Source organism: Staphylococcus sp. GDY8P196P (genome assembly GCF_017891705.1).
Lineage (GTDB): Bacteria > Bacillota > Bacilli > Staphylococcales > Staphylococcaceae > Staphylococcus > Staphylococcus ureilyticus.
In genome coordinates, this window is the sequence record NZ_JAESJS010000018.1 from 158,088 (window position 1) to 171,593 (window position 13,506).

Annotated in this window: 10 protein-coding genes; 8 read left to right on the top strand and 2 right to left on the bottom strand. The window is 34.1% G+C overall.

Features of this window, described 5'->3' with window-relative positions; genetic code table 11:
- Positions 1-238: 238 nt before the first annotated feature.
- Positions 239-1,135 (bottom strand): DUF5996 family protein, encoded by an 897-nt coding sequence (locus tag KA814_RS10690; RefSeq protein WP_107359925.1) that lies wholly within the window; start codon positions 1,133-1,135, stop codon positions 239-241.
- Positions 1,136-1,411: 276 nt separating this feature from the next.
- Between KA814_RS10690 and mbcS the strand changes: the two genes are divergently transcribed.
- Positions 1,412-2,989: an acyl-CoA synthetase MbcS gene (gene mbcS / locus KA814_RS10695; protein ID WP_107359924.1), complete on the top strand. Its 1,578-nt coding sequence runs from the start codon at positions 1,412-1,414 to the stop codon at positions 2,987-2,989.
- A gap of 140 nt (positions 2,990-3,129) precedes the next feature.
- Here mbcS and KA814_RS10700 read toward each other — a convergent pair whose 3' ends face one another.
- Positions 3,130-3,741: a YIP1 family protein gene (locus tag KA814_RS10700; RefSeq protein ID WP_070038423.1), complete on the bottom strand. Its 612-nt coding sequence runs from the start codon at positions 3,739-3,741 to the stop codon at positions 3,130-3,132.
- A 256-nt stretch (positions 3,742-3,997) separates the two neighbouring features.
- Between KA814_RS10700 and KA814_RS10705 the strand changes: the two genes are divergently transcribed.
- From KA814_RS10705 to KA814_RS10735, 7 genes are all read left to right on the top strand, one after another.
- Complete coding sequence (locus KA814_RS10705) at positions 3,998-5,026, top strand: efflux RND transporter periplasmic adaptor subunit (RefSeq protein WP_064209665.1); 1,029 nt, start codon at positions 3,998-4,000, stop codon at positions 5,024-5,026.
- Complete coding sequence (locus KA814_RS10710; protein WP_046207101.1) at positions 5,023-5,703, top strand: ABC transporter ATP-binding protein; 681 nt, start codon at positions 5,023-5,025, stop codon at positions 5,701-5,703. Before KA814_RS10705 ends, KA814_RS10710 begins: the two co-directional genes overlap by 4 nt.
- On the top strand, positions 5,700-6,875 hold the full coding sequence (locus KA814_RS10715; protein WP_046207100.1) for an ABC transporter permease: 1,176 nt from the start codon (positions 5,700-5,702) through the stop codon (positions 6,873-6,875). The genes KA814_RS10710 and KA814_RS10715 overlap by 4 nt, the downstream gene beginning before the upstream one ends.
- Positions 6,876-7,397: 522 nt before the next feature.
- Positions 7,398-8,243, top strand: a complete 846-nt coding sequence (locus tag KA814_RS10720) for an ABC transporter ATP-binding protein (protein ID WP_203265321.1) — start codon at positions 7,398-7,400, stop codon at positions 8,241-8,243.
- Positions 8,240-8,866 (top strand): ABC-2 transporter permease, encoded by a 627-nt coding sequence (locus KA814_RS10725; protein ID WP_046207098.1) that lies wholly within the window; start codon positions 8,240-8,242, stop codon positions 8,864-8,866. The genes KA814_RS10720 and KA814_RS10725 overlap by 4 nt, the downstream gene beginning before the upstream one ends.
- 428 nt (positions 8,867-9,294) lie before the next feature.
- Positions 9,295-10,815, top strand: coding sequence for an NADH dehydrogenase subunit 5 (locus tag KA814_RS10730; protein ID WP_070038412.1), 1,521 nt, complete (start codon positions 9,295-9,297; stop codon positions 10,813-10,815).
- Position 10,816: 1 nt separating this feature from the next.
- On the top strand, positions 10,817-13,423 hold the full coding sequence (locus tag KA814_RS10735) for a DUF2309 domain-containing protein (protein WP_070657293.1): 2,607 nt from the start codon (positions 10,817-10,819) through the stop codon (positions 13,421-13,423).
- The last annotated feature ends 83 nt before the right edge of the window (positions 13,424-13,506 follow it).

A 13,506-nucleotide genomic window follows, 5' to 3' on the forward strand; every position in this document is an offset into this window, starting at 1 on the left:
CACATCTAATTATTATAGCACTCGAATCGTCGTAAATCTAAAAGTTGAACTTATTTTTTCAAATTTATCTGTGATAAGTTTGAAATATTGTCATGAAAGGGATTTCTTAAGTTGAGTATATATTAATTCCACTCTGTTATACATCAAAAGTTGTATAAAAATATAAATGAGGGTGAGACATGATTGACGTCTCATACCCTCGATTTTATTAAAAGTAACTGTATTTAGTTAAAAATGATTATCTATTATTTAAATGGTTTGGTTTCATTTTTAAAGGAGAAAAAACATAATCGACATTATTCCAATTTAAAAAATCTGCGAATTTAAGATAAGATGCTTTGAAAAATTGAGTGATTGTATCAATGTCATGATGTTGTTGGTATTCAATCAGATATTCCATTAATTGTTTATCGAAATAACTATCTTTAGGAAATCGATCGTCAGTATCAAATGGCTGATCTGCAAAAGGATATGGCAAGACAAAGAAGGTTGGTCCTTCAAACTGATCATCACCAAACCAAAAGCCAAATTCAATCATTTCTTCATCAAAAGCTGCACGTTCAATAACCTTGCTATCATCTTCAAATGGTGCTGGTTGGTCTTTGACGATCATACAAGAAATATCAAAAGTCCCCCAAAATAAACCTGGTTTAGATTTTCTTACTCTTAGCCCATTAACGAAGTTTGCTTCAGCATGATAGGCGAATTTCATTAATGCTAATGCTTTTTTGGCAATTTTATCATCATAATGATGATGTTCTGTGTCATTTTCAAATGGTATCGGGTTTGCTACTTCTTGTGGTAAAGTATTGATTTTTAAATGAATATCTGACTGGTTTAACAGTTTTTCAATTTCGTTATAATAATATTGTATAGTTCTTCCATTTTTTAAGGTAATGTCATGCACGTTTTGATCAACGACGACTTCAATGTGGTGTTGTATCAGGTTAACGCTTAGCGAAAATGTATGTGTTTCATAACTTAACATACCAGTTGAAAAGCCTTGGACATCTATATTTAGCGTCACGTGTGACCACTGGGGCTCTTGATAACTTGCTTCTAATTTATATTTACCTAATATCTGTGATAATAAATGTAGTGTGTCTTTTTCATTTTCCCAATCTTTAAAATTCATAATACGAATACCACCTCATATATTATTTGCTATAAATTTTATACCACAGAAACTAAAGTTGAAACACAATATAAAAATGCTTGTATCAAGTATATTAAAGTATCATTTGTTATAATGATACAATGATAAAGATATGTGAACTAATCAAGTATGTGCTAAGTTGTAGTTCATTACAAAATGAATGTGAACGCAATGCTATTTTCTGAATAATCAAAATACAACTTGATATTGTCATGTATATTGTAAAATTAATCACCGAAATAAGGAGAGTAACCAATGAATAAAGCAGATTTAATTGCTCCAGAAACATATAATATAGTTAGCGAAATTGAAAAATATGCAAATGATTCGTCAAAAAAAGCGATTATTTTTAATGATCAAACTGGTAAAGAACGAGATATAACGTATAACCAACTGATAAAAAATGCAAACAAGATTGGCCATGTATTTTTAAAATATGGTCTGAAAAAAGGTGATAAATTATTAATCATGATGCCTCGTGCGATTGAGACATATGAAGTATATTTAGCCGCGTGGAAATTAGGTATTATCATTGTACCTAGTTCTGAAATGTTGCGTACTAAAGATTTACAATATCGTATAACGCATGGTGAAATTAAGGCAGTTGTAGCCACAGGCGATAGTATCGAAGAGTTCAAAGGCGTTCAAGAATATGACTCATTACTTAAATTTATCGTTGGCAGTAAGGTTGATCATTGGATTAACGTTGAAGAAGCGCAAACTGATGCTTCAGATACACTTGATATAGAAGCAACTTCAAGAGAAGATATTGCTTTATTATCATATACATCAGGCACAACAGGTAATCCGAAAGCAGTGGTACATTCTCATGGTTGGGGCTATGCACATTTACAGATGGCTCCGAAGCATTGGTTAAGCATAACTGAAGATGATATCGTATGGGCGACAGCAGCACCGGGCTGGCAAAAATGGGTATGGAGTCCATTTTTATCAATCATGGGTTCAGGCGCAACGGCATTTGTTTATAATGGTAAATTTAATGCTGAGAAATACCTCGAATTACTAGAAACGTATCAAATCAATGTGCTTTGCTGTACTCCAACTGAATATCGTTTAATGGCAAAATCCCCTGATTTAACAAATTATAATTTGTCACATTTACATAGTGCTGTATCTGCTGGGGAACCATTAAATAGAGAAGTTGTTGATAAATTTCAACAAAACTTTAACTTAACTGTTAGAGACGGCTATGGCCAGACAGAAAGTACATTGTTAATCGGTTTCTTAAAGGATACAGAAGGACGTCCTGGATCAATGGGTAAAGCTATCCCAGGCAGTTATGTTACGGTTATCGATGAGGATGGTAATCCTGCACAACCCAATGAAATAGGCAATATTGCAGTGCCGTTAGACTTACCTGCTTTATTTAAAGGCTATTATAAAGATGAAGCACGTACTGCAAATCCACAAATTGGCGAGTACTTTATTACTGGTGATTTAGCAAAAATAGACGCGGACGGTTATTTCTGGTTTGAAGGTAGAAGAGATGATATTATCATTAGTTCTGGCTATACTATCGGACCATTTGAAGTAGAAGATTCATTGACAAAACATCCATACGTAAAAGAATGTGCAGTCGTAGCGAGTCCACATGAAATCAGAGGGAATATCGTCAAAGCTTTTGTCATCTTACAAGATAACGTTACAGGTGATGAAGCAGTTGTTAAGGAATTACAAAATTTCGTTAAACAAGACGTAGCACCTTATAAATATCCGAGAGCAATTGAATTTGTAGATGATTTACCTAAGACTAACTCAGGTAAAATTAGACGAATTGAATTAAGAGAAGCGGAAAAAGAAAAATATTTATAAATCAATGTTGATTCATTTGAAAGCAAGCGCCTATCATACTGACAATAATAATGATGGGCGCTTGTTTTGTGTGTGAGTAGTGTTATATCAAAATAAAAACATGGAACGGAATGTTCCATGTTTTTTAGCAAATATATGTATTATTGGAAACTTGCTCCTATTAAGGCAAATCCAATTGATACAATGATGTATGCAATTGCCCAAATAATTGAAGCTTTTTTAGACAAACGATTCGTCGCAAAGAGCATAATGCCAAATACATATGCGCTGATTAGTGTTTGTAAGTTAAATGCGCCTAACATTTGGTTGCCTTTATCAAAGACATTTAAGCTTGCAATATTATAATCAGTAGGAGATAAACCAGCAATCCATTGGATTAATGCAACAATTAAACCTACGATGCCAGTAATTATAGTAAAACTTAATGTTGCAGAAAAGATAGGTTTTGCGGTTGCATCAGATTTCATTATTTTAGAAATAACTAAAAAGATTAAAAATGTAATACCAATACCAAAAATGCCACCAATTAAACCAGTGATGATGCCAGTAATTAAGCCAATCGTTTGCATATTGCCCATATCTTGAGCACTTGCACCTGCATCTTGATAAATTTCATTGTAATCAATAGATAATGCACCAACAGTTGTTGAGAGTGCAATGACGACTATTGCAATGATTAATTTGAGTCCCCATTTAGGTTGTTCGCGTAATTTTGAAAAATGTTGTGCGAATGGTAAGTTAGAATTTTCCATGAATCCCTTGCCCCCTATATATATTATTTTCCAAAGCATAACATTACCTACAATATTTTAAAACACTTTTAAGAAAAACTTTAAATAAAATTAAAAAAATAAAATCTTTTCGATTACTATTGCTGATATTACAATATTGTTAGGTATATATTTATCAAAAAATATTGTATATAAAATAATGTTATGCATTATATTTTTTGTTGTGTGATTATGATAGTATCTAAAATGAATAATAATTTAAAGGAGTGTTTTAGCATTGAAGAAAAAGTGGATGTGGATTATCGGTGTTATTGTCGTTATCGTATTAATTGCAATTGCATTAATTTTAAGGCAAGCAAATAGTAGCTCAGATAAAAAGGATGGTTATGATACATATAAAGTGGAGAAAGAAAGTCCACTCAATTTAGAAGGTAAAGCTTCACCTAAATCAGTTAAAACATATAATAATAACAGTCAATTGGGAACGTACGTAAGTACACAAGTTGATGATGGTCAATCAGTTAAACAAGGTGATCCACTCATCAATTATGAAATTAATAATAATAAACGCCAGCAGTTAGTTGATAAAGTGGACAACGCCAAAGATGAAAATGAAAGAGCGGAAGCACAACAACAACTTAACCAGTATGATCGTCAAGTGAACGACAGTATTTATGCTGCTTTTGACGGTAAAATTGATATTCAAAATAGAGAAAATGTCTCTGATGGAGAGCCTATTCTACAACTTGTTGCAGATGAACCACAAATTAAAGCAACAGTGACTGAATTTGATCTAGGAAAGATTAAAGAAGGCGACAAAGTAGACGTTAAAGTAACAAGTACTGGTAAAAAAGGTAAAGGTGAAATCAAGAAAATTTCAGAGTTGCCAAAAAGTTATGAAGAAAGTTTAAGTAAATCTGGAGGCGGAGCAGCAGCTAGTTCAGGTAGTGAAGAAGATGGTGGTGCTCAAGCTTCTAATCCAGTTTCGGACCCGAGCGGTGGCAGTGACTCAGATTCATCTAAATATACAATCGTCATTAGCGATATAGATATTCCTGTACGTGCAGGTTATTCTATGGAAGTTGAAGTGCCATTAGATGCAATCAAGTTACCAAAATCAGTGTTAACTAAAGACAATCATGTTTTTGTACTAGGTAAAAACAATAAAGTTGAAAAACGTGATATTAAAATTGATAAAGTCAACGGTGAAATATTTGTAAAAGAGGGTCTGAAAAAAGGTGACAAACTAATTAAAAACCCTAAAAAATCTATGAATGATGGAGACAAAGTTGAGGTGTCATCATGATAGAACTTGTAGATATCAATAGACATTTCAAAAACGGTGATGAAGAAAATCACATTTTGAAAGACATCAATATCAACATTAAAGAAGGAGAATTCATAGCAATTATGGGGCCTTCAGGTTCTGGTAAAAGTACACTCATCAACATATTAGGTTTTATTGACCGAGGTTATGAAGGCGATTATTTGTTTAATAGCGAGAATTATAAAAAAAGTTCAGATAACGAATTGGCAGAAATTAGAAATAAAACAGTAGGGTTTGTTTTCCAAAACTTTAAATTAATTCAAAACAATACGATATTGGAAAATGTAAGTATTCCTTTAGTTTATGCAGGACTGGGGTCTCAAGCACGTAAAGAAAAAGTGATCAATACATTACACGATGTGGGACTATATGATAAAGAAAATTTAGTACCTAACAAATTATCAGGAGGGCAACAACAACGTGTAGCCATTGCTCGTGCAATCATCAATAACCCGAAATTTATCATTGCTGACGAACCTACAGGGGCACTTGATTCAAAAACGTCTGAAGATATTATTGATTTGTTTATGAAATTAAATAAAGAACATCGCACAACGATGATTCTCGTAACACATGATCGCAAAGTAGCGGATAAGGCAGATCGTATTATTCATATACTAGATGGTCGTGTACAAAGAGAAGAGGTGGTTGAATGAAGAATTTATCGAACATCATCGCCATTTCATTCAAATCCATTTTAAAGAATAAGCGACGTAATATTTTTACTATGATTGGTATCATCATTGGTATTGCTGCTGTTATTACGATTATGTCGTTAGGTAATGGGTTTAAACAAACAGCGTCAGAGCAATTTGAAGATACAGGAGCAGGCAAAGATTCTGCTACAGTAAACTATATGACGAGTAGTGGTGAAGGTGCGAAAGATAATCCTTTTAGCCAGTCAGATTTGGATATTGCTAAACAAGTGAATGGTGTTACAGATGCAAAAATCAAAGAAAGTGACGATCAAGGTTATTCTGCAAAAATGACAAATGCCCAGAAAAAAGGCGACGTTAGTATTTTAAAGAAAAAAGAAATGACTAGCCCAGAAAAAGGCAAAGGTTTTAATGAAGATGATAATGAACTAAATAAAAAAGTTGTTACCGTTGATGACAAAATTGCCAAAGATGTATTCAATAATGAAGCTATAGGTAAAACATTATACATTGATAATCAAGGTTTCGAAGTTGTAGGCATTGTAAACGATGCGATGAACCCATCAGCTGTTCATATGCCTTCCAATACATTTAATAGGTATATGGGGCAGTTAACGCAAGATTTTCCATCACTTCAATTATCATTAGTAGATGGCGCTGATAAGAAAGAAGTCGCTGACAAAGTCGCTAAAGAATTGAATAAAAAAGGTTCAGGCGCAGGCGATGGAAACTATAGTTATACAGATATGGAAGAATTCATGAAAAATATCAACAAAGTATTTGATGGTATTACTTACTTTGTAGCTGCTGTTGCAGGTATTTCACTATTTATCGCTGGTATTGGAGTTATGAATGTGATGTACATTTCAGTTACTGAGCGTACAGAAGAAATTGCGATACGTCGTGCATTTGGTGCAAAAGCGCGAGACATTGAAGTCCAATTCTTGGTAGAAAGTGTTGTACTTTGTGTGATTGGCGGTATCATAGGTCTAATCATAGGCATACTTGTCGCAAGTCTAGTAGATGCAGTAACACCAGACTATATTAAGAGTGCGGTTAGTCTAAGCTCAGTGCTCATTGCTGTAGGTGTTTCTACATTGATCGGTATCGTATTTGGTTGGATTCCAGCGCGTTCAGCTGCGAAGAAAGAATTGATCGATATAATTAAGTAGTATTTAAAAAAGATATAAAAAGAGCCATTCGCTTTTATAAAAAGGTTTCGTCATTTTATGCGATACAAGTTGGATACAAAAAACATAAACATTTATAGCTCAAGTATAAATATGACATGCAAAAGGCTGGGACAAAAGAATAGTCTCAGCCTTTTATCCATTCATCCCTAGTTTTTCTCGATGCAGTAGGGACTACAGTCAATTTAAATACATCAGATTTCAATCTTGATTCACTACTTGTTTTAAAAATATGTTCATACAGGAACAAAATTTATGTCTATCAGATGGAAACATGAAATTTACGAGATCTGCTAGTGTCGACTTTTGAGATGCTTTGCCATATAAATGTAATTATCAGTTAATGTTTCCAGTGATTGTGCATTTAGATATATATTTAATTAAAAATAATAAAAATAAATATTTTAAGGAAATGTATTGTGTGAATTGACTAGGTGTATTATGTTAATTTAGAAAGTGATTTCATGTAAAAGGTTAAGCTTTTATCAAAAAAGGGGGATTATTATGGAGTATTTGCTCAATGTACAAAATTTAAACAAGACTTACGTTGATTCAGATTTTAATTTAAATCAGATTAATCTATCGATTGAACCCAATACAGTGGTAGGGCTTGTTGGGAAAAACGGTTCTGGTAAATCTACGTTGATTAATACATTGGTGGGAAATAGATTTGCAGATGCTGGAGACATTCAATTTTTTGATACGCCAATTTCTCGTGATGATTATGCGTATAAAGAACATCTAGGCGTTGTATTTGATGATCTTCGACTGCCTAATAAACTTAATGCAAAACAAATTAGTAAAGTATTTTCTAATATTTATCGCACATGGGATGAACAGCATTTTTTTGAAATGCTGGAGAATTTTGAATTACCGAAAGAACGTCAGATTAAAACTTTTTCCCGTGGTATGAGCATGAAAATCTCAATATCTATTGCACTATCTCATGATAGTAAACTTTTAATTTTAGACGAGGCTACGGCAGGAATGGATGTTTCTGGACGTGAGGAAGTGTTAGAAATACTTGAAGATTTTGTTGATAAAGGTAATGGTATTTTAATTTCATCTCATATTTCGGAAGATATTGAGACGCTTGCAGATAAATTAGTATTTATGAAAAATGGGCGTGTTTTATTACAAGAGCACAAAGATACATTATTAAATGATTATGGCATTGTTTCATTTGAAGAAGGAGAATTCGATGTTAATCACAGTAATGTTGTTGCGTATCGCATACATAAAGGTACAGGAAAAGCACTTGTAAATCAAAACAAAGATATAGATTTAGCACAGCCATTAAAAAATATTGATGATGCCACAAAAATATTAATGAGAGGAGAATTAGCATGAAAGGTTACTTAATGAGTTATTATTTTACAAATCAAAAATCAATTTACATATATTTATTGTTAAGTATTCCAATTTGTTTGTTTTTCTCTTTTACAAATCCAATAATGGCTAGTTTCATGCCTATGATATTTTTAGTATCACCAGCAACAGATAATTTAAAAAATGAAAAAGACTCAAAGTGGATGTATTTTGTTTCTACATTACCCTATAGCAGAAACACTTATGTGAGTAGTCATTTTGCATTTTATAGCTTATTAGCATTAACAGGTATGGTGGTATCACTTGTGATTAATGCAATTGTTGCGGGGAGTATAGTAAGTGGTGTGAATTCAGCGTTACTTGGTACAGGATTTATCGCGTTGTATTCGCTTATTTTCCCATTTACTTTTAAAATGGGGGCAGAAAAATCAAATGTCATATTTATGATTGTATCCATTATCGTAGTCATTTTATTCTTTATTTACTATTTTGTAGGTATGGCCATATTATCTGGGACAGGTAATCTTATAGAAGAAATAAGTAAAAACTTGTGGTACGGTGGTATTTTTGCAGTGATTGGCTTAATTGTTATGGCGCTTTCATTTATTGCTTCGAAACAAGCATTTAAGTATAAAGAGTTATAAACAACACGGCTTAACCTATTGTCTATCTTGACAAACACGAATAATCGTTATATCTTATTAATATTAAAAGTTAAAAATTTAGGCATACTTTTCTATGTTTTTCTACATAATTAAAGCTTTAGCAAGTTGTTAATAAAAGTATTGGCAAATTGAAAAAGTGAATAAATAGTGGTGAATATAAGGAATTGTACGTCTTACTGCATAAAATGTAGAATAAGCAAATTCTCAAATAAATGAATATATATAATAGGTAGCAAAGCAAAACACTCGTCATAAGTGCGTTGTAATGAAGCCGACAATGATAATAAGTCAGTATGGATTTATTATTAATTGTCGGCTTTTTTTCGTGGAAAATGTAATTTTAAATCAAGTGTTGTATTACTATTATAAATTTAAATGTCGTATTACAGAAGGTAAGGTGATTGATCATGATTGACGCGCATATTTTTCTAACATTATTATTTCTAACTTTAACTATTTCAATTTTAAGTAGTCTCTTTTTCTTAATAAAAAAAGTACCGCCTAAATATGCTCGAATACATATTTATATTGTAGCATTGCCAGCAATTGTAGCTAGCTTAGGTCTTATATTGTCACAGAAAAATATAGAGGTAGGTATATGGCGTTCTGACGTATTATCTTGGCTCATGGTTGGTTTTGTCCTCGTTATTGGTGTGATTATCCAACGTTACTGTATTCGTTATCTAGCTGGTGATAAGAGCTATAAAAAATACTTCACTTTATTTACTTTCACGACTACCTTTGCATCATTTGCTTGGTTAACTGCGGATATGAGAATGATGGTAATCAGTTGGGGATGTACACTATTAGGACTTACGATTTTAATCAGTTTAACAAGTGCCTGGAAAGTTACACGTGAGGCAGCAAAAGTTACAGGAAAATTATTCTTGTTAAGTTGGGTTGCGTTAATCAGTGCTGTTTTGTGGATTGGATTATCGACAGGTGAATGGCATTATTCTGTAGCCTTAAATGAAGCACATCTATCCATGATTAGTGGTTTGGCACAATTTGGCATTAATTTACTCATTGTACTAGCTGTTATGATTCCAGCGGCACAATGGCCGTTTCAACGTTGGTTAATTGAATCTGTAGCAGCACCTACACCGGTTTCTGCGATTATGCATGCTGGTATCGTTAATGCTGGTGGTATTATGTTAACCAGATTTTCAGGTATCTTTAGCGGCGATATCGCATCTATTGTTTTATTAATTTTCGCAAGTATTTCAGTATTACTCGGTGCAGGTATTAGTTTAGTCCATGTGGATTATAAAAGATTATTGGTCGGTTCTACAATAGGCCAAATGGGCTTCATGCTAATTCAATGTGCATTAGGTGCATATATTCCTGCGATCATTCACTTGATTTTACATGGCTTATTTAAAGCGACTTTGTTTCTACGTTCTGGGTCGGCAGTGCGTCATTTTAGTGTCCCGAGTCGTGCAAATGAAAGAATGTCTTATGTATGGATAGTCAGTGGTCGTATTTTAGCGTTTCTAATTGGATTAGGTTTTTGGTTGAGTGCACCAGAAGAAAGTTATCGTCTGGTAAGTGGTCTCATCTTAGCATGGTCCTTATCTGTCTCGTGGACACAGTTGGTAGCTTTTGGTGAAGGTAATTTCGGGCGTGTCATGGGTATGTCGATACTCATTGTTGTTGGTGCAGTTTATTTTGTGGTACATCATTATTTTTCAGATGCATTACATACTTTGACAATTCATAGCGTGCAGCCACCCGCTTTTATCGTTATTGCCGTAGCATTCATTTTATTGCTCGGTAGCTTAATTAGTACGTGGGTAGCACGTCACCGATCTTCTGTCGTATTTTCAATTTTGTATATGTGGATAGTTCGTTTAGGAGATGCAAAAATTGAAACGGTTGAACGTCATCCTAATTATTTAAAATCTTATTTGTCAAAAGGAGGACACTAAAATGGGGAAACATAAAGCAGTGACAAACCAAAGTCAACATAAAGATAATATCGATCAAATAATTGCTAAAGCGAGCCGAGTTATCGTTCCTTTATCACCTATTTCTGTGTTTGCCGCAAGAAACCCTTGGTCAAATTTAGAACAGAATGAATTTCAAGATGTGGCGCAATGGTTAACAAATGTCCGTGACGTAGATATCTATCCTACAATGCATATGTTTGAACAAGCATATCAACGTGATGAAATTGATAAAGATATGATTGAATTTAAGTTACAAACATGGCTAAATCAATCGATGTTCTCGATAGATAGACAATTTGCTGAAAGATATGCTAGAGCAATGTTAGATTTGTCTAATATTGTAGACGTAACGCGTTATTCTGAAAACAAAAAACAAGTGAATCAACACAATGAAACAATAAATTTAGATGATGAAACTCATACAGTGCCATTAGTGAGCACCTATCTTATGGATAAAGATGGTAGACGATTGATAGATATTGTAGATTATCACGTTATTAAATGGTGCAAATTATATTTAGATGATGCACAATCCGGATGGACGATGCCTAACAGAGAAAAAGGTCTATTCTTTGCATGGCAACGTTTGGCACAACATGATCCAGCATTGACCAAGCAACAACGCGCACGGTTGAAAACACTGCCAAGTCAAGCTGAAGCGCTCATTCATATGGTCCTACAAAAGTTAGACATTGCTGAAGCACAGTATCAAACATATTTGGAAAATCATTTGCTATCGTTACCTGGATGGGCTGGTATGATGCTATGGCAAGATGAACAAACGTCTAATGATGATCAAATGTTATTGTCATATTTAGCTATTCGTCTTGGTATAGAATGGGCAATTGTTGAGCCATATTTACCCGTGAATTTACCAGAAAATTCAATAACATATGAATACGATGAATTAGCAGAGCATTGGCTTGATATTGGAATATTTACCAGTGAACAATGGCAACAATTATCTGAATCCGAAAAAAATGCTTATATAAATTTTGCATTACAATTTGAAAAACATGGTCGCAGACAAATTTTATTAACGGCTTGGGAAGCAACATATGAGCATCAATTAGAAGCGACCGTGACCACAAACCAAGATAATGAGCAAGAAAGCCAAAAGCCACAAGTACAAATGGCATTTTGTATAGATGTACGCTCGGAACCTTTTCGTCGACAAATAGAAGCGGCTGGTGCATTTGAGACAATCGGTGTTGCTGGGTTTTTTGGACTTCCCATTGTCAAAGAAGAGCTGGGACAATCCTACAGTCACCCATCTTTACCTGTGATGAATCAACCGCAACATAAAATTAAAGAATACACGCATGAGCAAGAACCTACATCTTTTCGCCAGCATCAACACATACTCAAATCGATAACGTATACATTTAAAAAGATGAAACAAAATGCTTTACCGAGCTTACTTTTACCAGAACTAAGTGGACCTTGGTTAACGCTTCAAATGTTTTCAAGAAGTTTCGCACCGAGACCTATCGGTAAATTGATACGAAAATTTTATGATGGTTGGTTACAAAAACCGAATGATACAACGTTATCATTAGATCATTGCAATATTAATGAAGAAGGTATACCAGTTGGTTTTACAAATGAAGAAAAAGTGGACTATGTCCAACAAGCGTTGCGTTTAATGGGTTTGGAATTAGAGTTTGCCCCATTAATCGTATTGTGTGGACACGGCAGTCAAAGTGCGAATAATCCTTATGCTTCTTCACTTGATTGTGGTGCATGTGGTGGTGCAGCCAGTGGTTTTAACGCGAAGGTATTAGCACAGCTTTGTAACTCGACTGAAGTTAGAACGGCATTAAATGAGCGAGGTATTGTCATTCCAGAAGACACTATCTTTGCGGCAGCGGAGCACCAAACATCTACAGATGAATTAAAATGGATATACGTACCAACAATGTCAAAAGCTGGACAAAATGCTTTAAATCAAATTCAAGCCGCAATGCCTGACATTACTTATCGCGCAAATGAACAACGATTGAAAGCATTACCAGACAATCACATCTTAAAACAAGACCCAATCAAAGAAGTGCATCGCTTAACAAATGATTGGAGCGAGATTAGACCAGAATGGGGCTTAGCGAGAAACGCTTCATTTATTATAGGTTCACGTGATTTAACAAAAAATAGCGACTTAAAAGGGCGTGCCTTTTTACACAATTATGATTGGAAACAAGATGATGATGGGAGCCTTTTAGCGAATATCATTAGTGGTCCAGCCACCGTGGCACAATGGATTAATCTACAGTATTATGCCTCAACTGTTGCACCTCATTATTATGGTAGCGGTAGTAAAACAACGCAGACTATTACGGCAGGTATAGGCGTTATGCAAGGTAATGCGAGCGATTTGTTGACGGGTCTACCTTGGCAATCTGTAATGTCGGCAGACAATAAAATGTATCATTCTCCGATTAGACTACTCATCGTCGTGCATGCGCCCAATGCTTATATTAAACAGCTATTAAATGAGCAACACGATTTTTATCAAAAGGTGCACAATGGTTGGCTTAAATTGGCAAGTATTGATGAATTTGGTGATTGGCAACATTGGTCAGTTGATTAACTTAAAAAACGTTTTTCTGATTTCTTAAAGGACAGAAGAAGTAAGCGATAGTTATATTATTTTCTGGGTAATTGCACATAACT